A 23,809-nucleotide genomic window follows, 5' to 3' on the forward strand; every position below is an offset into this window, starting at 1 on the left:
GCTAGATTCTCTCTGGAAAATTAGTGATAATCCCATCTACCTTTAATTCTTTCATTTTTTGGATGTCTTTTTCATCATTAACAGTCCAAGGATATATTTTTAGATTTGCCTCTTTTATTTTAGCAGTATTTTTCTCGTTAAGTTTTTTGAAATAAGGATTAATTGCGACCGCATTAATATCATGGGCAAAAGAAATAGCGTCAGCAGGTTCTTTTTCAGTTAAGACTGCAATATCAATATTACTGTCCAATCCTCTCATTTTCTCTAACTCATCCCATCTAAAACTTGAGATAATGAAATCGTCATTAGTCCACCCTTTAGATTTGAACTGCTCAATGATTTCGTAGGTACCTTCAGCAGTATTTGCTCCTTTTAATTCAATATTTAATACCGCCTTTTTATCGATAGCCTCTATGATTTCTTCTAATGTTGGGATTTGATATTTTCCACCCACTAAAAGTTCTTTTAATTCAGCTTTAGTATAATCTTCGATATTTCCTTTACCATTTGATACTCGGTTTAATTTATCGTCGTGAAATACCATTAAGGAACCATCTTTTACTTTGTATACATCGATTTCTATTACATCACATTGCATATCTACTGCTTTCTTGATAGACTCAACTGTGTTTTCAGTAATATGCCCCATAGCACCTCTATGACCGATTCTCAATGTTTTGTTGTCTTGTGCAAAAGCTAATGTTCCCATAGTTAAAAATAAGAATAGTATTCTTTTTTGAAGTTTCATAGTGTTGTTATTAATAGTTTAGTCAAAATTGCACATTTTGTAGATAACGTAGTTTAACTAAATATTAATGTTAGGTAAAGAAAAAAGCCGAATGATATCATTCGGCTTTAAATATTATTTTACAGGTGTACCATAAAGGTCAAATTCTGTTGCTTCGTCAATTTTAATATCTGCAAAATCACCAATTTTTAAATAGTGTTGTGTAGCATCTATTAGTACTTCGTTATCTACATCTGGACTGTCAAATTCTGTACGACCAATAAAGTGGTTACCTTCTTTTCTGTCGATAATACAACGATATATTTTTCCAATTTTTTCTTGATTAAGTTCCCAAGATATTTGAGCTTGAATTTCCATAATTTCATTAGCTCTAGCTTGTTTTACTTCTTCTGGTACATCATCTTCTAGTAAATAAGCATGTGTATTTTCTTCATGAGAATAAGCAAAACATCCCAAACGCTCAAAGCGCATTTCTTGAACCCAATCTTTTAATATTTGGAAATCTTCTTCAGTTTCACCTGGATATCCTACGATAAGTGTTGTTCTTATTGCCATACCTGGTACAGCAGCTCTAAAGTCGTTTAATAATTTAGTAGTCTTAGCTTGTGTAGTACCACGGCGCATTGACTTTAATATATTATCTGAAATGTGCTGTAATGGAATATCGATGTAATTACAAATTTTAGGTTCGCGCTTCATTAATTCTAAAACGTCCATCGGGAAACCAGTAGGGAAAGCATAATGAAGACGAATCCATTCAATACCTTCTATGTTAGCTAAGTTTTCTAATAGCTCAGCAAGATTTCTCTTTTTGTATAAATCTAATCCGTAATAAGTCAAATCTTGAGCGATCAAGATTAATTCTTTTACTCCGTTTTTAGCTAAACCTTCTGCTTCTTTTACTAATTTTTCAATTGGTTGAGAAACGTGTTTTCCACGCATAATTGGAATAGCACAAAAACTACATGGACGGTCACATCCTTCTGCAATTTTTAAGTAGGCGTAATTTTTAGGTGTAGTAGTTAAACGTTCACCTAATAATTCGTGTTTATAGTCTGCTCCTAGAGCTTTTAATAATAATGGTAAGTCTGTAGTACCAAAGTACTGATCTACATTCGGAATTTCAGCTTCTAAATCTGGTTTATATCTTTCAGATAAACATCCAGTTACGAATACTTTATCAACAATACCTTGTTCTTTTTTATCTACGTATTCTAGGATTGTATTTACTGACTCTGCTTTTGCATTATTAATGAAACCACAAGTATTGATTACTATGATATTAGCCTCGTCATTTGCAGCTTCGTGAGTTACATCTTTACCACTAGCTTTTAATTGCCCCATTAACACTTCACTATCGTAAACGTTTTTTGAACAACCTAAAGTTACTACGTTGATTTTATTCTTTCTTAAAGTTTTGGTTCTCATTGATTAAAAAAATTGGACTGCAAAAGTACATTTTTTTCGATAGAAAATAGCATAATGCACTCAATTATAAGAATTTAAAAGCTTAATTATAATCATTCCTATTAAGGTGTAAGTGATTGTATATTAGGAGTATTTCCTTAATAAAGTGTTGTTTCTATATGAATATCGTGCCTTTTAATACTACTAAAGAAGTATTGTTTTTCATCTTTTCTATAAATTCTTTAGTCAGATAATGATACAGGTAATGAGAAAATGCTAAGGAAATTTAATACAGTTGAATGCTCTTTTTTTGATTCCATAGTTTTTTTAGGTGAAAGCACTTTTTTTATCACCATAGAATGGAAAACTGATAGGTTGTGAAATGCGCAGTAGTGAATTATCATTTTGGAAGATGTGCCTTATCAATTAATGTAATTAAAAGCTTGTTCAGTGATAAATAAAAAAGGACTAGCATATTAGTCATTGAAATATTATTGCATCTTCTTACTAAGTTTTTTCGATTGTAAAAACGAGTTCAAAGATATTTTGTGGTTCATTTTTGGTACTACTAGTTTGAGTGATGCCGCAATGATGCCGCTATGATACCGCAATGATGCCGCCTTTTTCCCACTATTTAGCGGTATCATTGTGGTATCATTATACCATCAAGGTGGTATCAATTAGGAATAGATATATGCTCTTATGCGTTTCTATTTGAACTGCAAACGGAGTAGAGCATATAAAATAATAGCTTGTGATGGAATAGAGATCGCTTGCTCTGTTTAATGAACAAAGAACTGTTGAGGTATGATAAAAGAAAAAGCCCATTATCATTTGATAATGGGCTTCTATATATTATGTGGTGTAATTTACTATAATCTGAAAATACCTCCAAAGGCAATCACAGTTTCTCCAAACCAGAAATCATGTGTTGCTTTATCTCTTTTGTCAGAAGTAGTACGTACATCATACATATTGATGTATCCTCCTTTTAACTCAGCTTGAACAAAGAAGTGTTTAAAGAAAGTAATGTTTAAACCAGCTTTTGCTGATGAACCTAGACCAGCTACGTGAAATTCATCATATCTTTCTTTACCTAATAATTTAGTGTTTGTTTTTGGGTAAACAATACCAAATCCAACACCTTCAGTTAAGTTGATTTGAATTTTATCAGTGTTCCAAATACCAAAAAGTTTTGAAATATCATCCACTCTGTTGATTTCAAAGTTTAAGTAGTTTAACCCATCAGTATGTTCAAAAGTAAGGAAGTCTTCAGTTAAAAGAACTTGATCAGGGCGTCCATCAACTGCTTCTCCGTATAGGTTATCACCTTGTCCAGGGTAGTAACCTCTCATTTTTACTACATTGTCTTGACCCATTACGTATTTCATGTGATCAACACCGATAGAGATATTGTATTTATCACTAATGAAATATCCAATTCTTAAATTGGTTTGCGGAATAGTCATACGACCTGGGTTAATATAATCAACATGCCATCCTTTAGGTTTGTCATGAGCTTTTACGTTCTCTAATGTAAAATCGTAATCTGCACCGCGAAAGCGAATATCAGAATTAGTAAAATATCCACGGTTACCTCCCCAGTAGATATAGAATTTTCCTTTGTTAGAAGCTGTATATCTCAAAGGAGTAGTTACTGCCTCTTGAGCAAAACTTGTTGCTGTCGCAAACAAGCAAAATGCTGTGAATAATTTAAAAATATGTCTCATTTAGTTTAACCTTTTTATTAACTATAAATAAAGCGCAAAGGTACAATAAAAAATCTCTTTAACAGTTTTCATGCTAAAGAGATTCTTAGTATCTAAAGTTCTAAAACTTTAGAGCGTTGTTTGATCTATTATCTTAGAAATTAATGTTATAGGTAACATTAATCCAATTTTCTTTTGATTTGATATTTGCGTTACTGTAAAGGTTATTGATCGGCATGTCGATAAGAGATGTTTTACTATCTCTTGTCGTATGAGCATAAGAGATATCTACACGTGATGCTCCAAAGTCATATCCTAAACCTAGAGAGAAACTATTTAAGTCACCTACATATTTAATGTTTTTGTAAGGGCTTTGTTCATAACGGTATCCTCCACGTAAACTAAATTGTTTGATTCTGTATTCCCCACCAATTCTTAATTCACTAGCTGTCTTCATTTCATTACTAGCGATTTCATTAAGAAGGGCATAGGTACCATCCCATTTTGGACGAAACTCATTATTGCTATAATCTTTAATGGTATAATCAACACTTAATAAACCTTTGTCACCAAAGACATAAGCTAAACTTCCTGTATATTTAGAAGGTGTACGCAGTTTGTATTTATCATAAGTATTTACGATATAAGGATAGACAGCATTAGAGGTTCCGTCAGATAAAACTGTTGCGACACCTTGTGTAAGTTCATCATTAAGAGAATACCAGGTAGGAGATTGATATGCTAACCCTGCACGGAATTCATTAGTAATTTGCGCTATAGCTCCCAGGTTAAAAGAGAAACCAGTTCCGTATGTATAAAGGTAATTATCGTAGTGGATATATTCTTTTCCTGCTACTTGGCTAGCTCTACTATCTTGTGTATAGTCAACTGTGTGTACATTTAAGTTAGCACCTACATAAAAACGATCACCTAATTGGGCAGCAAAGTTTCCACTAAATTGTCCTGTGTATCCAGTAGTATATAATTCTCTGGTCTGTAACATAGGGGTATCTGTTAAATAGTTACCACTATATACACCATCTTTATTAGTCTTAGAAATCAGATTACTATGAGTAGCTAAATAAGTTTGTTGACCTGCATAGCCATATAGTGCTCCCGCTCTGTCATAACCATAGGTATAGTCAGTAGGGGCAACAGCATCAAAAGGTGTAGCACTATTATTAGCTGTCTGTAAGAAATAGTCTCCTAATGAATTATTATCACTTGTTCCTTGGAATATATAGTTGTTACGCAGATTTTTTGTGCTTTCATAGTTTAGCCCAATAGTGAACTTTTTCATTACAGCATTAGGGTTGTTAGATTTAAAAACAAAAAGTGCTCCTAATTGTCCTAAATCAAGCCCATTGTAATCATCAGATTTTTTTTGACCTAAATAATTAGATTTGTTGTCTTTATTGACAAAAGATAGAGAAAAAGCGGCTGTGTTGTAATTGAAAATTGCTCCACCAGCTGGATTTATTCGTAAAGCTGATAAATCTCCACCTAGTGCACCGAATGCTCCACTCATTGCTTTAAAACGAGCAGTACCATTTAAGTCTGATTCGTTGTAACGCATTACATCTTTTGGTGTTACCTCTTGCGCAGATACTATTGTACTACTTAATATAAAGGCACTAAGAATAGTTAGAAAATGTCTACTCATGTCTTGGTTTTATGCTATTTAGGTTTTTATATTATCTTCTATAACTGCTTCTAGATGAAGAACTGCTACTACTTCTTGAGCTGCTTGAGCCACTGCTGTATGAACTTCTAGAAGGCGCTGAATAACTACTTCTAGATGAAGTGTTACTGCTTCTTGAGCTATTGTAGTTACTTCTGCTATTCGTGTTATAGCTGCTTCTACTATTGCTTGTCGAACTCGGTCTGCTATAGCTACTATTAGAGCTATTACTAGAGTTGTTATAGTTATTTCTACTATAAAATGTTCTTGAAGAGTTTCCAGTATTATAACTATTACCGTTGTTGTAAGAAGAACGAGAATAAGATGTTCTACTATTACTAGTATTTGTATAATTATTAGAAGGTCTATTATAAGAGCTTCTAGACATTGTACGGCGATTAGAAGTTGTAGATGAAGGATTGAAGTATGTAGATCTACTAGTGCTATAAGTACTACGTCCTCCGTAAGGGCGGCTTGTATTTACATAATAAGGTCTAGAGTAGTAGCCACCACCGTAGTAAGGATAACCCCAGTATCCACTTCCATAATATGGATAGCCGTAATAAGGATAACCCCATGGTCTTCCATAAGATCCATATCCCCAACCCCAACCAAAGCTCAAGTTGAAACCACTTCCAAAGTAAAAGGGATCATAGAAAGGGTCATAATACCCTAAGTAATATGGATTTCTATAACCATAATTATTGTTGTAAACATTTACTTTTACACTCGTTGGTTCTGAGCCCCAAGATCCGTAACTAATAGCTTGGGTAGTTTTATTATTCACTACGCTATCGTTAACCGGAGAGGTGTAATTACTTATATCGGTAAGGTATTGTGTGTTCTCATTTAGACTTGCAAAATAATTTTCATAATAATTACCTTGCTCTTCTGCATAATATCTAGTATTATTGTTACCATTACTATAAATCCCATCATCATAATAAGAAGTGTTATAGTAGGAACCACAAGAAGCAGCGAATCCACTTATAATGAGCAAGAACAAAAACTTGCCTATTTTATTTGAGTTTAGAATAATTGTTTTCATTTCCGTGCTTTTTTAATTGTTGGTCAAAACAAATTTAATTATTTTTGTGGGATTATTAAAGTTAATTAAGAGTTAAACAATTTTAACTGCTAATATATTAAAAATGAGCAAAAACATTACTAAAAGAAGTGAGGATTATTCTAAATGGTACAATGAACTTGTCGTTAAAGCAGATTTAGCGGAAAATTCAGGTGTACGTGGATGTATGGTAATCAAACCTTACGGTTATGCTATCTGGGAAAAGATGCAAGCAGAGTTAGACAAGAAGTTTAAAGAAACAGGACACCAGAATGCTTATTTCCCCTTATTTATACCCAAGTCTTATTTTAGTAAGGAGGCAAGTCACGTAGATGGTTTTGCTAAGGAATGTGCAGTGGTTACTCATTATAGATTAAAAACTGGTGAAGATGGAAAAACCATTGAAGTAGATCCAGATGCTAAACTAGAAGAGGAGTTAATTGTTCGACCAACTTCAGAAACAATTATTTGGGATACATATAGAAAATGGATTGAGTCTTATAGAGATTTGCCTATTCTTGTTAATCAATGGGCAAATGTTGTTCGTTGGGAAATGAGAACTCGTTTGTTCTTGAGAACATCTGAGTTTTTATGGCAAGAGGGACATACTGCTCATGCGACTAAAATGGAAGCTGTAGCAGAAGCAGAACAAATGTTGAATGTTTATGCTGATTTTGCAGAGAACTTTATGGCTATTCCAGTAGTGAAAGGATTTAAAACTGAGAATGAGCGTTTCGCTGGTGCAATTGAAACATATTGTATTGAAGCATTAATGCAAGATGGTAAAGCGTTACAAGCAGGTACATCACATTTCTTAGGTCAGAACTTTGCAAAAGCTTTTGATGTTAAATTCACATCTCAAGAAGGTAAACAAGAATATGTGTGGGCAACATCATGGGGAGTAAGTACTCGACTAATGGGGGCGCTTATCATGACTCACTCAGATGACAACGGATTAGTATTACCTCCTAATTTAGCACCAATTCAGGTAGTGATTGTTCCTATTCATAAGAATGATGAACAGTTAGAAGCGATACGCGAAGAAGTGAAAAAAATTACTGATCAATTGAAAAAACTTAATATTTCATTTAAGTTTGATGATCGCACTACTTTTAAACCAGGATGGAAGTTTAATGAGTATGAATTAAAAGGAGTACCAGTGCGTATTGCTATTGGTCCAAAAGATTTAGAAAATGGAACTTTCGAAGTAGCACGTCGTGATACATTGACAAAAGAGGTTGTTGCAAAAGAGGGTATTGTAAGTTATATTCAAGATTTACTTGAGGAGATACAATCTACTTTATACAACAAAGCTTTAAAATACAGAGAAGATCATATTACAGAAGTTAATTCATTCGATGAGTTTAAAGAAGTATTAGAAGACAAAGGTGGATTTATATCTGCTCACTGGGATGGTACAATTGAAACAGAAGAGAAAATTAAAGAATTGACTAAAGCAACGATTCGTTGTATTCCTTTGGATAGAAAAGAGGAAGATGGTCTTTGTATCTTGACTGGAAAACCTTCAAAAGGGAGAGTCTTGTTTGCAAAAGCGTATTAAAAAATATTTTTTTTGTTTTTCTCTTGTGGAATAAAAAAATAATTGTAGTTTTGCATCCGCATTAGAGAAACAAATGGTCCGTTCGTCTAGGGGTTAGGACGCCAGGTTTTCATCCTGGTAACAGGGGTTCGATTCCCCTACGGACTACAGATTCTTTAGGAATCAAAAATTGAAATTTCGGTCCGTTCGTCTAGGGGTTAGGACGCCAGGTTTTCATCCTGGTAACAGGGGTTCGATTCCCCTACGGACTACAAGAGAAAAATAGTATAGACTTAATAAAATATTTAAACAATGGCAAATCATAAGTCAGCTTTAAAAAGAATTAGAAGTAACGAAAAAAAGAGAGTATTAAACAGATATCAGCATAAAACAACTCGTAATGCAATTAAAGCTTTGCGTTTGATCGAAGATCAAAAAGAGGCTGCTGATAAGTTACCTGTAGTAGTATCAATGATTGATAAATTAGCTAAGAAAAATATCATTCACGATAACAAAGCTTCTAATTTAAAATCAAAATTAACTAGACACGTTGCTGCATTATAATATTAATAAGGCAAAGTGTTTTAAGTAATCAAAATATTAGCTCTCAATACTGAGGGCTTTTTTTGTTGATTATTATCGTTTTTATTACAATAAAATTAATTATAAAATCCTTATATGACACCAATTAGGAATATTGCTATTATTGCACACGTTGACCACGGTAAAACTACTATGGTTGATAAAATTTTACATCACTGTCAATTATTTCGTGAGAACGAAACTTCAGGTGAGTTAATTTTGGACAATGAGGATATCGAGAGAGAAAGAGGGATTACAATTACTTCTAAAAATGTTTCGGTAAACTACAAAGGAACAAAAATTAACATTATTGATACTCCAGGCCACGCGGATTTCGGTGGTGAGGTGGAACGTGTATTGAATATGGCTGATGGGGTTCTTTTGATTGTAGATGCATTTGAAGGACCAATGCCTCAAACTCGTTTCGTACTACAAAAAGCAATTAGTCTTGGTTTAAAACCATGTGTAGTTGTGAACAAAGTAGATAAAGAGAATTGTACACCAGAAGAAGTTCACGAGAAAGTTTTCGACTTGATGTTCGAATTAGGTGCTGAAGAATGGCAAATGGATTTCCCTGCAGTTTATGGATCTGCAAAAAATAACTGGATGTCTACAGACTGGAAGCAACCTACAGATTCTTTTGAACCATTACTTGATATGGTAATTGAGCATATTCCTGTAGCTGAAATTAAAGAGGGTACTCCACAAATGTTGATTACTTCATTAGACTATTCTACATTTACTGGACGTATCGCTATTGGTCGTTTACACAGAGGTATTTTAAAAGAAGGAATGAACATTTCTTTAATTAAACGCGATGGTAAAATCGTTAAATCTAAAATTAAAGAATTACATACTTTTGAAGGTTTAGGACGTAAAAAAGTAAGTGAAGTTCAAGCAGGAGATATTTGTGCTGTTGTAGGTATTGAAGGTTTCGAAATTGGAGATGTTATCGCTGATTATGAAAACCCAGAAGCTTTACCAACAATCACAATTGATGAGCCTACAATGAGTATGTTGTTTACAATTAATGATTCTCCTTTCTTTGGAAAAGAGGGTAAATATGTAACTTCTCGTCACATTAAAGAGCGTTTGACTAAAGAATTAGAGAAAAACTTAGCTTTAAGAGTAAATGAAACGGATAGTGCTGATAAATTCATGGTTTTCGGACGTGGAGTATTACACTTATCTGTATTGATTGAAACAATGCGTCGTGAGGGGTATGAACTACAAATTGGGCAACCACAAGTAATCATCAAAGAAGTTGATGGTGTTAAATGTGAACCAGTAGAGGAGTTAACGATAGACATTCCTGAGAATTTATCAGGACGTGCTGTAGAATATGTTTCTTTGAGAAAAGGTGAAATGTTAAGTATGGAGCCTAAAGGAGAACGTATGATTATTAAATTCTTAATTCCATCAAGAGGTATTATTGGTTTAAGAAATCAATTACTTACTGCTACAGCAGGTGAAGCTATTATGTCACACCGTTTCTTAGAATACCAACCTTACAAAGGAGAAATTTCTGGACGTAATAATGGTTCATTAATCTCTATGGAGAATGGAAAAGCTATTCCTTACTCTATTGATAAACTTCAAGATCGTGGAAGATTCTTCGTTGATCCTAACGATGATATCTATGAAGGACAAGTAATCGGGGAGAATACTCGTAGTGATGATATGACTGTTAACGTTACTAAAACTAAAAAACTATCTAACGTTCGTTCTTCAGGGGCAGATGATAAAGCTAGAATTATTCCAGCTATCAAATTCTCTTTAGAAGAAGCTTTAGAGTACATCCAAAAAGATGAATATGTTGAGGTAACTCCAAAATCTTTACGTTTGAGAAAAATCTATTTAAAAGAGACAGATCGTAAACGTAATACTATTAAATAATAATACTTTTATTATATATAAGAGCCGACCAGTAATGGTCGGCTTTTTTTATTTTTTTTTTAGAACGGTAAAAAATAGTAATTTAGGCTGTTAAGTTTTTCGTATATTTCAAGGGTAAACGTTTTTATAGAAAGCTTTTTTTGTGATATTAGAGTAATTGTATTATAAAAGTGGAATTGCGTAGTTTGAAATAATATTCAAAAGAAAATAGGTAAATACTTATTATTTAAATCAAAGTAATGAGAGAAATAGTAAGGTAGATGTACAGTTTTTATAAGAATGATAATTTTTAATTCCTTTTAAATAAGTCCGAAATATTATTAAATTTGTAATTTGAATTAAAAATCACAACCTTAGGTTATAAATATGGCAAAGTTCGAATTGAAATTACCCAAAATGGGTGAGAGTGTTGCAGAAGCAACAATTACAAACTGGTTGAAAAATGTAGGTGATCGCGTAGAAGCTGATGAAACAGTATTAGAAATTGCAACTGATAAAGTGGATAGCGAAGTTCCGTCAGAAGTAGAAGGTACTTTGGTTGAGATCTTATTTCAAGTTGATGATGTTGTTCAAGTAGGACAAACAATTGCAATTATAGAAACAGAAGGAGGAGAAGTTGCTTCTGCACCAGTAGCTAATACTGCACCAGAAGTAAAAGCAGTAGAACAAAATATTTCAGTAGCAAAAGAAACTGCTGCATCAGTTGATTTTTCTGATTCAGATAAGTTCTTTTCGCCTTTAGTGAAAAATATAGCAAAAGAAGAAGGAATTAGTTTAGCCGAATTAGAGTCAATAAACGGTACAGGTAAAGATGGTCGTGTTACTAAAAATGATATTTTAGAATACGTAAAAAATAAAGATTCTAAACCGCAAGCTCCTGCAGCTAAGGTAGAGACTCCAAAAGCGGCTCCTGTTGCTCAAACAGCAAGTAAAGCAGCTCCAGTATCAGTAAATGGTGCAGATGAGATTGTAGAGATGGATCGTATGCGTAAGCTTATTGCTGGATATATGGTTAAGTCTGTACAGACTTCAGCTCACGTACAATCTTTTATTGAAGTTGACGTAACTAATATTGTTAATTGGAGAAATAAAGTTAAGAATACTTTTGAAAAACGTGAAGGTGAGAAATTAACGTTCACACCAATCTTTATGGAAGCAGTTGCTAAGGCATTAAAAGAGTTTCCAGGAATGAATATTTCAGTAGAAGGTGACTATATCATTAAGAAAAAGAATATTAACTTAGGTATGGCGGCAGCGTTACCAAACGGTAACTTAATTGTTCCAGTAATCAAAAATGCTGATCAGTTAAATTTGGTTGGAATGGCAAAAGCTGTTAACGATTTAGGTAGTCGCGCTAAGGCTGGTAAATTAAAACCAGATGATACACAAGGTGGAACTTATACTGTTACTAATGTAGGTACTTTTGGAAGTGTATTTGGTACGCCAATTATCAATCAACCAGAAGTAGGTATCCTTGCATTAGGAGCTATTCGCAAAGTACCTGCGGTTATTGAAACACCAGAAGGTGACTTCATCGGTATCCGTCATAAAATGTTCTTATCTCACAGTTATGACCATAGAGTGGTAGATGGAGCATTAGGAGGACAATTTGTTCAAAGAGTTGCTCAAATTCTAGAGGCATTTGATCCAAAAAGAGAAATCTAGTAGTACTATATATTTATAAAAGAGGCTGTCCAAACGGACAGCCTCTTTTATTTTTGGGTAAATTGTTCTTTAAGAATGTCAGGAACTTCTACTACCGCTTTTTTAACATAATCATACATCACCATACCTGTTTTTGCTTTTGCTATTATTTTTGACTCTGTTTTTATTAAATAGTACAAGTCAAAACTCACTCTTGAAAAATCTCCTGCTACAATTTGTATTTCTAATTTGTCACCATAAAAAGCTTCGTTCTTATATTCTATCGCCACATCTCCCATAATAAGACTTTTTCCTGCACAGTTTAATTCTGTATATCCAAAGTGACTTAAAAACATAACTCTTGACTCGTGAATGATTGATAACAGCTTATCATTCGCTAAGTGATTGCCATAGTTCAAATCTGTTATGCGAACAGCTATTTCTGCTGAAAAGATGAACTCCGTAGGTAAATGAATTTTTATTCTAGCCATATTGTTATTTGTTTTGCTAGGTTAAAGTACAAAAAAAGCTGAAAGTAATTGCTTTCAGCTTTTTATTTATAATTGATAAGAAAGATTGACAAAGAAGTTGCGGCCGGGGTTAGGTATTTTATTCCAATCGGAGTAGGTCGTGTAATAAGTATCTAATAAGTTTTCCACACCAATACCTATATTAAGCGATTGTGATTTAATAGGAAAGTTGTAGTTTGCACTCCAATCTAAAATTGCATAAGAAGGTGTTCTCACTTCTCCATAAGCTTCTGCAGCATTATTTTTTACTGCATTTCCTTTTAAACTAAGTTGTGTTTTGAAGGCATTGTATCTATAGTCAATAGTTGTGTTATAAGTTAAAGGTGCTATAAAAGGAAGTGTGTTTTTGTCACTGTCTTCACCATAGCTATAAGTCACTCCTCCTGATAGTTTCCAATTATTATCAATGTTATAGGTAAAACTCCAGTCAAGTGTGCCTTGAATAGCATGATTGATATTTTCATATTTCTTAACCCCTAGACCTGCGTAGGTCATGGCATTGTAAATTGGATCTATTACCCCAATGATATAATTGTTTAAATAAAATAGCGATCCTGATAATTTACTAGAGAAGGCAGGTGTAGCATATTTAATAAAGAAATTACCTTCTATAGAAGATTCATTTTTTAAATTTGGATTACCTATATAATCATAGCGATCTCCACTATTAAACAAGTAATAACCATAACCCTCCGAAACAGAAGGGGCGCGATTACCATATCCTGCTCCTAAGCCATATAACCACTGATCGTCAAAACGTTCGTAATTGATTGCGATGTTTCCAACTGTACGAGTTTTATTCTGTTTGAATGTATCATCGTTTAGAAAAATCCCTAGCTGATTAATTCCTTTTTCACTTACATGATTAAAGTTGATTCCTATCGTACCAGATAATAATAAACTGTTTTTAGTATCAATTTGCCAATGATCTTTAAATGTTAGCCCTCCATAATTTGTTTTTACATTTGGCCATGTATATGCAAACATATTAGAGGCACCAGGAATACTAGATAGCATAGTCATTTCTGCTAATGACTTATTATAATAAGTGTTAGCATTTATACTAACATGGTGTTTTTCTTTTATTGTAGTGGATAAGGTGGAATAAGCTCCATAAGTGTCAGTCCATCCAGGCATATCCATACGAATGGGTACGATAGGTCTTTTAGTATCATCCATTCGGTGGGTAATAGTGTTGTAATATAGTTTTGTTTCCCATTTATCAATCCATGAGTCAATAGGGGCATAGGTATGTTTAAAAGACGTAATAATAGCTTCTGCTAATGCTACGTCCATTGGCAATGCAGGATAGCCCACATCTGTTGCTTTGTCATAGATAATTGCAGCTTCTACACTATTGCTACTGTTTATGGAATAGCCAATAATTCCAGATGCATTTAACTTTCTAAATTGAGAATATAGAATTTCTTCATTTCCTCCAGCCTTATAGTTGTCTGCATCACGAAACATGATAGAGCCGTTTACATAAAATTTCTTAGAAGTAAAATCAAAATTACCACCTACAATTTTCTGCTTATTGATTGACTCATAACCCGTTTGCACTTGAGCTTTAAGATGATTCTCTGCTGTAAGAGATAATTTACGTGTGCGTAAGTCAATACTACCTCCTAGTGTAGCTCCAAAAAGTGAACCTTGGGAACCAGAGGTAATATCCATACCATCTAAATTATTTACCTCAACATAGGAAGTAATAGGATCCATTTTGTCTGTACAGGCGTGGAATATTTGCATTCCATCAATAGTTTGCCTTGTGCGTTCAATAGCCATATTGTTAATCATGGGTTCCCATGCGTAAGCACCTCTGCGTACAAGTGTAATGTTTTCTTGTTTAGAAAGGTAATCATCAATAGAGGCTAAAGGTTGTTTTTCACTTAGATTTTTACCTTTTGATTGATGGGTTACGATTACTTCTTCTAGTGCTTTATTGCTAATAGTATCATTATTAAGACTATTCTGATTTTGTCCAAGTAGTAATGAAGGTATACTTAGCAATATACAAGTAATTATATGTTGGCTTCTAAATGTCATGTCGAAAAAGAATTGTTGCGTTTATAAAAGATGGTATGTTTAGTTTTTGATTAAAAAACTAAATCCAAGAACTTATCTCCATTAACAGTTTCTTTTCCCTGATCATCTTTTCCAACAACTTGTCCAGCTATAATATTATTATTCTGGTCCTTAATAACTAAATTCAAAAACCAATACCCTGTCATACTTAATGGTAACTGACCTTCGTATTGTTTTGTATTTGCATTGTATTGAAGAGTGATTGCACCTCCTAGTACACCATGATTACCCATATCAGGCATTCTTGGGTCAATTGAAACAATTAGATTGTCAACTTCTGGGAAGTTCATTCCCATATTTTCATTTCTGTAGATTGAAACTGCAATATCGTTTTTTCCTACAATTATGTTATTAAAGTGATGAAGAGCAACAAAGTGATTTTGGCTATTGATAGAAAAAGTTTCTAATGTTTTTCGATCACTATTTACAATTGAATTAATATCTTTTCTATCAAAGAATTTACCTTCTTTTACTGTAGTTTTAAAGTCTACTTTGATTGCTTGTTCTTTGTTTTTTGCCTCTAAAGTAATTTCCCAATAGTTTTGATCAATTTCCATTCCTGCCATTGAGAACATAATTTCACCTTCAAATTTATTAGTAGATCCTTTTATTGGTTTTAATTGCTGGATAGGAGCGCTATGAGACATTGCATGACCATTTGACATTGTCATATGCATTAATACGTTTATAGAAGCATCCGTAAAGTTTTTATTAGAGGGATCATTATTATCGGTTAACTCCACTATGATAGGCGTAGTAGATGGTGCATAGAACTCTTTTACATTACTGTAAATGGAAATAGTGTAGTTGTCTATTTTTTGTTCTAATACTTTTGTTGTTAATTCGCTTGTATCAGGATTTGTAGTATTGCCTTTTTCCATTGTGTTATCATCAGAAGTACATGATGTAGTTAGTCCTAAAGTGATGATAGTAATTGCGAAATATATAAGTTTTTTCATTTTGCTTAATTTTAAATATATGTATATGTTATTTGCTGACAATTACTAGAAAAAGTAATGTCAATTAATAAGGGAACGATAATAATTTAAAAATGAAGCGAGGGGTGGTTTAGATAAATCAAATGAAGGTATATAACTATAGTTTGAATCATAATACTCTATTACTCTTTGAGAGTAAGGAGGTGTAACCATAGTTAAAGATTCCCATTCATAATGAGTAAAGAACAATACTTCAGATTGAAGTTGAAAAGTTTTTTTAGCAGAGAAGGGATTTTCTTCTTGTGCTGCTTTTGCTAACTCTGTTTTTAAATGACAGGTACCATTACATTGTAATTCCGGTCTATCTTTATTTATACAGATCTCTTGTATAGCATCATAGTTAATCATGAAGTCCAATAGTGGAAATATTGGCTTCACAAAGAATAACAGCACTATGAATACTATAAACTTTTTCATAGTGCAAATGTACGTAAGCTTTTCTGATTGAAAATATGATTTCGCTCAGTTTTATAGAAATAATCAATAAAGTAATTTATATAATCAATCCTTTTTAAAGAGTAAGTGTGAAATGACAAAATATATTATAGCTTCTATAGTATTTATAATTTAGAACTATAATTTAGAAATGTAATTATAGTGAATTATATAGTGAACTCACCATTCTCATTCATTCCAAGAGGTGCAGATGTTCTTTCTATCCATTCTTTTGTCTGCAAAGCAGGATGAGGTTCTAATGTTATAATAGATTTAAACTTTTCTCTTGCTTTTTCGATTATTTGCTCTTCAATATTGGAAGAGTTATTTGAGAAGAAGTCAACAGTTTGTTCTGGGATTTCTAATAAGAGAATTTGAGTTTTGTTTTCTAATTTAAAAATATCCAATACCTTAAAGTAAGAATTAGATTTTAGCATAACATAACCATATTGCTCCATTTGTGGAACTAAAGCTGAAATATCTTTGGCATGTGCTGAAGCAATAACATACCTAATGTTCTCTGATGGTCCACCACTTAAATAAGAAGCATCGGTATATCCTTTTTCTTGTATTATTTGTCCTATTTTATAGTTGGAAATTACTTCTTGATCCAAGTGACAATCGCGATAAAATAAAGCTAGTCCTGCAAATGTTTCATTGAATATTTCTTCTATTTGTTGTTTATCCATTTATTCTTTTGGAGTATTGTATTAATATTTGACGAAGTTAAGTATTTAGAAAAGGAAAGAACAATGTAAGTTTACATTTCTTCAATTTTATTAGCTTCTAAATTGTGCAGGTGTCTTTTTTATATGCGTTTACTATTTTGATTTTTAATATTTTGAAAGGAAATTTTATGAGAATTTGTACAAGTATGTTTCTTTAATTTTAAAGTATATAAGAAAGGCTCTCAAAATAAATACTTTACTACTAATGAGTGAAATTCTCTAATGTGATAGTAACTGAATTACCGTCTTCATCAGTTGTCACAACAAAAACATTATTGTCTAAATTAATTTCTTTACTCTGGTAGTAAAACTTAATGTCATAATGATGCTTTGTGTTTTTATGGGGCACAAGTAGTACTAAGTAAAGTTTTAATTGTGAGATGATATTCAATATTTCATTTTCAGGTTTATTTGCAATATGTACTTTAGCGTCCAGACTATCATTTGTAGTATTAAGAGTATTGTTAATTCTTTCTTTTACAATACTACTTTCATTGTGATAATAATCTGTCAGTAAAAGGTCTTTATTTCTACTGTTGATAAAAATTAAAGACTCTAAAAAGTGCTCTTCTACGTCAATTAAGACTTCAGTAGTATCTAGTAAAACAGTATCTTTTTCTATAACGTAATATGGCAAATTTGTAGTGTTTCTATCTGTACTTTCTATTATTTGTCTTGTTTCATGATTGCGTTTTTGCGAGCAAGAATTTATTAGAAGTATGATTACAAAGAATGGTAGGTAGCGTGTAGTGTATTTCATATTTTCTTATATTTCTTCATTCTCAATATTTGATAAATACTGCTGATGCATTTTTTGAACACGTTTCATAATTCTATTTTGTAAGTTGCGAGGTGATAATACTTTTACAGTTTCACCAAAACCTAATATTTCGCGTTCCAATTCAAAGTTGAGTACCACATCTAGGCGAATCTTTATACCATCATGATTTTCTTCTATTATTTGTTGAGAATGATGGATAGGCTTAGTTTTTACATAAGGTACATTGTAAGCATTAACCCATAAGATAACTTTATGTGCTCTATCACTTTCTGTTTTAGTTACCCCTAAAGTATCTTCATAATACTTGTCAAAGTCAACTCCAGTATATTCTATGAAAGGTTCGTTAGCGATAGTATATATATTGAGAATACGGTCTAACGCTAAGGTCAGTAAATGCTTGTGTTTATTATTTCGCACGACTACAAACCACCTATTGCGATACTCTTTTAATAGATAGGGATAATATATGTTTTTAGTAGCCTCTTTAGATTTAAACGATTTGTATTCAATAAGTAAAGTTTGCTTGTTCTTTATAGCTTCATATAAAGGACTGATATGTTTAATTCCTTTCAGTAAACTATTACCTTCTATTTGTATATAGTTAGGTGCTTTGGTACTACGCGTAAGTAAGCTATTATCCAATTTAGCGATAACTTCACTCATTTCATCTACCTGACTAAATCCATTGAGGTGTTTTAGGATAGCTACTACTTCTTTTAGCTTCTCCATGTCTGTGTCATTGATAGGAGAGTTTTTGATACTATAATTTGGATCTTCATACGTATAGTATTTTCGATCTACTACGATTATTGGTGCATTGTACCCTAGACTATCACTGCGCATAGATTGAATATCGAGTTGTATGGTACGCTTGCTAATCCCTGTATCTATACCTTCGTATTCATATAGTGCATCTGCCACCTTTTCGATTAGGTCGTTTAACGTCCATTTTCGAAAGCGATTTTGTAGACATTCATCAATAATTCGATAGCGTAATAGCGCTAGTTTATTCGTTGCCATTCGTTTTCTCGTTTTTAATTAATCAAATATACTGATACTTTTTATTTGTATACGTAATCTATTTGCGTACTTGGTTTTTTTGTAAACAATTTGTATTGGTAAGAGTCTGAATAGTAGTGTTTATTGAAATAATTTAAAAATATTTTATACTACGCAGTTTCATTGCGTAGGTTGGGGTGCATCTTTGTACTGTTCGAAAGATACAAACCTTGGAAGCGTTTCGGTATAGCGCAGAAGTGAGGGGCAGTAGTTAACCTTATCCTGTTTGTAACCCTTGATGAACAACTAATATGGGATTAGTAATAAATGTTCGTGTCGTAGGTTCGAGTCCTACTATTATCTTGGGATAATATAGTTCAGCTGGTAGAATAGAACAATTGCCTTTTAAGCAATTTTGGAAGAAGCTGAGGAACTTCATTAAAAATCCTCTCCTATATAAAGGTTCAGTCAAATAGTGTTTCTGTCTTTTCTTCTTTACAGTCTTAGCCTATGAGAATAAAAGACAACTTATCAAAGCCTGTAAAAACAAGTTACTTTGAGAAAGAGGAATAAGGGATGATATAGAGTGAATAATTTGCTCGGTGAGTTATTTTGGGTTATACACAAACTATTCTATTTCTCAGTGTACTTCTTTTTCCGCCTGAGGTAAGGGAAACCTATTTTGATTGTTCTTTATGATAAAGAATTAAAATATTAAAAATATACAGTTATGAAAAAGTTACAAGTAAAAACAAACCATGTTGCCTTAGTGTTTAAACAAGGAGAATTACAAAAAGTATATACTGCAGGTCAGTATTGGTTATGGGGTGAAAAGGAAGTGATGGAGTACAATATGGCGGAGGCATTCGGTATGCGTAGAGATATAGATGCATTGTTACAAAATGCACAGTTAAATGAGATGTTGGAAGTAATTGATGTCATGGATAATGAAGTCGTATTAGTGTATAGAAATAAAGTGTTTAACAACGTATTAGGTGCAGGAAGACATATCTACTGGAAGTCTGCTAAGGAGTATTCTTTTGAAAGATATACTACTGATGGATTAGAAGTAGATAAAGCTATCGCTAGAACTATCACTAGTAAAGCTAATATGTCCAATTTTGTGCGTATGTATACTGTTGGGACAAATGAAAAAGGTTTGTTGTTTGTTGATGGGCAGTTTCAAGAAATCTTGAAAGCTGGTGATTACAGATTTTGGATAAATGATATCAAGGTGCAAATCTTCTTAGTGGATATGCGTCAGCAAGTAATGGATATGAATGGGCAAGAAATCTTGACTAAAGACAAAGTGCAGTTGCGTATCAACTTTAACTTGGTGTACCAAGTACAGGATATGTTGAAAGCGTATGTAGATAACAAGGATGTAGAGAAACAGATGTATAATGTTGTTCAGTTGATGTTGAGAGAGAAAGTCGGTAGAATGTCTTTTGATGAGTTGATGGAAAACAAAGAGAATTTGTCTTTTGAAATCTTGAATGGGATAAAAGAAGAGATCGCAACTTTGGGTATTGAAGTGAGAACTTGTGGTATCAAAGATATCATCTTACCAGGAGATATCCGTGAGATTATGAACCAGGTGTTGATTGCTGAGAAAAAAGCACAAGCCAATATGATTACTCGTAGAGAAGAAACAGCTGCTACACGTAGCTTGTTGAACACAGCGAAATTAATGGAAGAAAATGAAATGTTGATGCGATTAAAAGAGATGGAATACATTGAGAAAATTGCAGATAAAGTTGGAGAAATCAGTTTATCTGGTGGAGGGAACGTCTTGAAACAATTGAAAGAGGTGTTCTCAAGGTAGTATAAATAAAAAGAGAAAGTTAACAGACTATATTTTGCACACTTTAAATCTATAATAATGAGAGTATCTCCCAAAATGTAGATAAGCAAATATGGATAAAAGAATAAGATAATGAAAACAATGAAAGATAATATACCAATTAATGGAAATGATTTAATTGCTTTAGGGTATCCGCAAACTGAGTTATTAGGGATTGCTTTAAAAGCAAATAAAAAGAGAACGGGGTTAACAAAAGTTGAAATGCTAGCTCATTATAAAATGGTCTTAGATAATGCTGAGGATTATATTAACCATAAAGTATTTGGTAAACTAGCAAATGCAATTGTAGAAGGCGTAGGACAGCGCGTGGAAGAAGAAGTTATTTCTTTAAGAGAAGAAGCTGTAGGTTACAGTATTTATGGATCAAACCATATAGAAGAAGGAGCGATTAAGCAGATGCAAGTGGCTATTAAGTTACCAGTAGCTGTGGCAGGTGCTTTAATGCCTGATGCTCATCAGGGATATGGATTACCTATTGGAGGAGTATTAGCTACGGAAAATGCTGTTATTCCTTACGGTGTTGGTGTTGATATCGGATGTAGAATGGCATTGTCTATTTTTGATATTAAAGGTGTAGAGTTCTATGGGATGGAAGATTTGCTAAAAGAACAGTTGATAAAGAATACTAAGTTTGGAGCAGGTCATGGATTTCATGGACAATATAAGGCACAGCACGATATTTTGGATAGAGAAGAATTTAACCTTAATCCATTCATTAAAAATTTACAAGATAAAGCTTGGGAGCAGTTGGGATCATCAGGAGGAGGAAACCATTTTGTGGAGTGGGGATTAATGGAGTTTATGGAGAGAGATGAGGTATTAAATATTGATCAAGGGACATATTTAGCATTATTGACACATTCTGGGTCTAGAGGAATGGGAGCTACTATTGCAGGTAGATATACCCAAATTGCAAAAGATATTTGTAAGTTACCTTATGAAGCAAAGAATTTAGCTTATTTAGATCTAAATTCTGAAGCAGGTCAAGAGTATTGGACAATGATGAACTTAGCAGGGGATTATGCTTCAGCATGTCATGAGGTAATTCACGATAAGTTGAGTAAAGCAATAGGTGCTGAGGTATTAGCCAAGATCGAGAATCATCATAATTTTGCATGGAAAGAAATGTATCAAGGAAAAGAGGTCATCGTGCACCGTAAAGGAGCTACTCCTGCAAGTAAAGGTGTAATGGGGATTATTCCTGGCTCAATGACTGCACCAGGATTTTTAGTGAGAGGAAAAGGAGAAGAAGAAGCTCTGAACTCAGCTTCTCATGGGGCAGGACGACAAATGAGTAGAACTAAAGCAATTAAGGAATTAAAAGCTTCGGATATAAAAGCCGTATTAGCAGATTGTGGTGTAGATCTAATCGGGGCAGGAAAAGATGAAGCTCCAATGGCTTATAAAGACATTCATCAAGTCATGGCTGCTCAAGGCGATTTAGTAGATATAGTGGCAATGTTTACACCTAAAATCGTGAGAATGGCAGATGATGGAAGTAGAGAGGATTAAAAGAAAATAGAAAAGCTGTACAGGTAATTGTGCAGCTTTTGTGTTTACATTTTTTTAGTGGATAAATGACGCTAAAGCAATCATTGTATTTCCTCTTATAAATAGCTATTTATCAAGTTTTTTGTTGTATTACTTTTCGAAACAGAGTGAATAAAAATGTATATTGTTATTTAAATATTAGATAGTATGGGGAATAGAAATAAGTGGAGATGGTATATATTCAGTTTTGTTGTAATTACAATATGTACCTTTTGTTTTGGGATATGGTCAATGGGGAGGTTCGATAGTCAACCATCATCTATTTGTGATGATTGCAGTTTTTACAGAGATCTTGCATTTATGTCTGTAACTTATAGTTTTGTTTATATTTTATTTCAATTAGTCATTTTTAAAATTAGAAATATTGTACTACGTATTACTGTTCAGATATTATTGCTTTTAATGATGTGGTATGATATAGCTAGTTCAATTTTTATTATTCGAGAAGCAAGTTGGAGCACTTATACATCAGGTGAAATGTTTCGTTATGTTATAAACTTTTCTGCCATTCCAGCAATTGTCATGGGGATAATTGTAATATTAATTACTAAGTTAATTAATAATATGAATGACTTGAAAAAATAATATTTATAAAAAATATAAATATTGATTCTTAAAGTAAAGTTATCTTACTAAAGAACTATCTAAAAATATGTAGTTTTGATGATGAATTATTTCATCGACATAGTTGAGGAAATGAAGTGATATGCTATATGAAAAAGAAATGGTTTGCAGATAAAGATATACAGTTTACTAGGGAATCTGATAATTTATTGGTTTCATCGCCCCAAAAAACAGATTATTATAACGTAATTATTTGTCTTGAAGGGAGCATGCATGTTAGAGTAGGATATCATGTCTTTGAAATATATCCTAAGACTATTTCTATCATCTCGCCTGATACAATTTATTTTAGTCAACCTATTACTTCAGATATTAAAGTTGTACAAGTAATGTTTCGTAAGCCTTTTTTGCAAAAGATATTACTGAGGGACAGAATGTTAGATGAATTACTTTATTTAAATGCTAATTATCCACCACTTTACAAACTTGAGAAAGCTTATGATCAAGTAGTTTCTCTTTTTTATGGGATAGAAAATGAGTTAACTGAAAAAGCTCCTTATCATTTAGATATTATACGATTAAAATTAATAGAGATATTGTATGAGTACAATAGAGCCTGTGAATTTTGTTTGCTTGGCTTTAAGAAAGGAATGAATAGACAATATCAATTAACTTATCAGTTTAAACAATTAGTAGACGAGAAGTATAAAGAATTAAAAACTGTACAAGACTATGCTTCTATAATCGGTGTGACTGCAAAACATTTAACGGAAGTAGTAAAGGAAGAAACAGGACAAACTGCTTTACAGATAATTCATGAACGAATTATACTTGAGGCAAAATATTTGCTAAAGCACACTACTGCACCAGTAAAAGAATGTGCCTATACATTAGGGTATGAAGATATGTCTTACTTTGCACGTTTTTTTAAATCTAATACAGGTTGTTCACCTACTTATTATCGTGAGAAGTAGTATAGTATCTTTTATATTATTTCA

Annotated in this window: 20 protein-coding genes and 2 tRNA genes; 10 read left to right on the plus strand and 12 right to left on the minus strand. The window is 32.8% G+C overall.

Annotated elements, in window-relative coordinates; all coding sequences use genetic code 11:
* Position 1 precedes the first annotated feature (1 nt).
* From RH98_RS10040 to RH98_RS10060, 5 genes are all read right to left on the minus strand, one after another.
* A complete protein-coding gene (locus RH98_RS10040) occupies positions 2-748 on the minus strand; it encodes a glycerophosphodiester phosphodiesterase (RefSeq protein WP_010254033.1) in 747 nt (248 codons plus the stop codon).
* A 114-nt stretch (positions 749-862) separates the two neighbouring features.
* Positions 863-2,176: a 30S ribosomal protein S12 methylthiotransferase RimO gene (rimO, locus tag RH98_RS10045; protein WP_010254036.1), complete on the minus strand. Its 1,314-nt coding sequence runs from the start codon at positions 2,174-2,176 to the stop codon at positions 863-865.
* Positions 2,177-3,027: 851 nt separating this feature from the next.
* Complete coding sequence (locus tag RH98_RS10050) at positions 3,028-3,885, minus strand: hypothetical protein (RefSeq protein ID WP_010254040.1); 858 nt, start codon at positions 3,883-3,885, stop codon at positions 3,028-3,030.
* Positions 3,886-4,018: 133 nt separating this feature from the next.
* Complete coding sequence (locus tag RH98_RS10055; RefSeq protein ID WP_010254043.1) at positions 4,019-5,527, minus strand: OmpP1/FadL family transporter; 1,509 nt, start codon at positions 5,525-5,527, stop codon at positions 4,019-4,021.
* A gap of 31 nt (positions 5,528-5,558) precedes the next feature.
* Positions 5,559-6,593 (minus strand): hypothetical protein, encoded by a 1,035-nt coding sequence (locus RH98_RS10060; protein WP_010254046.1) that lies wholly within the window; start codon positions 6,591-6,593, stop codon positions 5,559-5,561.
* A 103-nt stretch (positions 6,594-6,696) separates the two neighbouring features.
* On the opposite strand from RH98_RS10060, the gene proS reads away from it, so the two are divergent.
* The 6 genes from proS to RH98_RS10090 all read left to right on the plus strand — a co-directional run bounded on the left by proS (position 6,697) and on the right by RH98_RS10090 (position 12,294).
* Entirely contained in the window at positions 6,697-8,172 is a 1,476-nt protein-coding gene (proS, locus tag RH98_RS10065; RefSeq protein ID WP_010254049.1) for a proline--tRNA ligase, read from the plus strand.
* Positions 8,173-8,247: 75 nt separating this feature from the next.
* Positions 8,248-8,319 (plus strand) — tRNA-Glu (locus tag RH98_RS10070).
* Between the two features lie 32 nt (positions 8,320-8,351).
* Positions 8,352-8,423 (plus strand) — tRNA-Glu (locus RH98_RS10075).
* Positions 8,424-8,463: 40 nt separating this feature from the next.
* Positions 8,464-8,715, plus strand: a complete 252-nt coding sequence (gene rpsT, locus RH98_RS10080) for a 30S ribosomal protein S20 (protein WP_010254052.1) — start codon at positions 8,464-8,466, stop codon at positions 8,713-8,715.
* Between the two features lie 114 nt (positions 8,716-8,829).
* The gene (typA, locus tag RH98_RS10085; RefSeq protein ID WP_010254055.1) at positions 8,830-10,629 is read left to right on the plus strand and encodes a translational GTPase TypA; all 1,800 of its coding nucleotides are present in this window, start codon (positions 8,830-8,832) and stop codon (positions 10,627-10,629) included.
* Between the two features lie 366 nt (positions 10,630-10,995).
* On the plus strand, positions 10,996-12,294 hold the full coding sequence (locus RH98_RS10090) for a dihydrolipoamide acetyltransferase family protein (RefSeq protein ID WP_010254059.1): 1,299 nt from the start codon (positions 10,996-10,998) through the stop codon (positions 12,292-12,294).
* Between the two features lie 47 nt (positions 12,295-12,341).
* On the opposite strand, the gene RH98_RS10095 is transcribed toward RH98_RS10090, so the two are convergent.
* From RH98_RS10095 to RH98_RS10125, 7 genes are all read right to left on the minus strand, one after another.
* On the minus strand, positions 12,342-12,764 hold the full coding sequence (locus RH98_RS10095) for an acyl-CoA thioesterase (protein ID WP_010254061.1): 423 nt from the start codon (positions 12,762-12,764) through the stop codon (positions 12,342-12,344).
* Between the two features lie 66 nt (positions 12,765-12,830).
* On the minus strand, positions 12,831-14,852 hold the full coding sequence (locus tag RH98_RS10100) for a TonB-dependent receptor (RefSeq protein ID WP_010254065.1): 2,022 nt from the start codon (positions 14,850-14,852) through the stop codon (positions 12,831-12,833).
* Positions 14,853-14,902: 50 nt separating this feature from the next.
* The gene (locus tag RH98_RS10105) at positions 14,903-15,850 is read right to left on the minus strand and encodes a hypothetical protein (protein ID WP_010254067.1); all 948 of its coding nucleotides are present in this window, start codon (positions 15,848-15,850) and stop codon (positions 14,903-14,905) included.
* 60 nt (positions 15,851-15,910) lie between these two features.
* The gene (locus RH98_RS10110) at positions 15,911-16,306 is read right to left on the minus strand and encodes a hypothetical protein (protein WP_036495665.1); all 396 of its coding nucleotides are present in this window, start codon (positions 16,304-16,306) and stop codon (positions 15,911-15,913) included.
* A 185-nt stretch (positions 16,307-16,491) separates the two neighbouring features.
* On the minus strand, positions 16,492-17,013 hold the full coding sequence (locus tag RH98_RS10115) for a hypothetical protein (protein ID WP_010254072.1): 522 nt from the start codon (positions 17,011-17,013) through the stop codon (positions 16,492-16,494).
* Positions 17,014-17,254: 241 nt separating this feature from the next.
* Positions 17,255-17,812, minus strand: a complete 558-nt coding sequence (locus RH98_RS10120; RefSeq protein ID WP_010254074.1) for a hypothetical protein — start codon at positions 17,810-17,812, stop codon at positions 17,255-17,257.
* Positions 17,813-17,818: 6 nt separating this feature from the next.
* Positions 17,819-18,853: a helix-turn-helix transcriptional regulator gene (locus tag RH98_RS10125; protein ID WP_010254079.1), complete on the minus strand. Its 1,035-nt coding sequence runs from the start codon at positions 18,851-18,853 to the stop codon at positions 17,819-17,821.
* A gap of 709 nt (positions 18,854-19,562) precedes the next feature.
* On the opposite strand from RH98_RS10125, the gene RH98_RS10130 reads away from it, so the two are divergent.
* The 4 genes from RH98_RS10130 (at position 19,563) to RH98_RS10145 (ending at position 23,785) form a co-directional block, all read left to right on the plus strand.
* Positions 19,563-20,657 (plus strand): slipin family protein, encoded by a 1,095-nt coding sequence (locus tag RH98_RS10130; protein WP_010254082.1) that lies wholly within the window; start codon positions 19,563-19,565, stop codon positions 20,655-20,657.
* Positions 20,658-20,777: 120 nt separating this feature from the next.
* A complete protein-coding gene (locus RH98_RS10135) occupies positions 20,778-22,208 on the plus strand; it encodes an RtcB family protein (RefSeq protein WP_026038845.1) in 1,431 nt (476 codons plus the stop codon).
* Positions 22,209-22,394: 186 nt separating this feature from the next.
* On the plus strand, positions 22,395-22,832 hold the full coding sequence (locus RH98_RS10140; protein ID WP_010254094.1) for a hypothetical protein: 438 nt from the start codon (positions 22,395-22,397) through the stop codon (positions 22,830-22,832).
* Positions 22,833-22,960: 128 nt separating this feature from the next.
* Positions 22,961-23,785 (plus strand): AraC family transcriptional regulator, encoded by an 825-nt coding sequence (locus RH98_RS10145; RefSeq protein ID WP_010254095.1) that lies wholly within the window; start codon positions 22,961-22,963, stop codon positions 23,783-23,785.
* The last annotated feature ends 24 nt before the right edge of the window (positions 23,786-23,809 follow it).

The organism is Myroides injenensis M09-0166, from assembly GCF_000246945.1.
In the GTDB taxonomy this organism is placed as follows: domain Bacteria; phylum Bacteroidota; class Bacteroidia; order Flavobacteriales; family Flavobacteriaceae; genus Flavobacterium; species Flavobacterium injenense.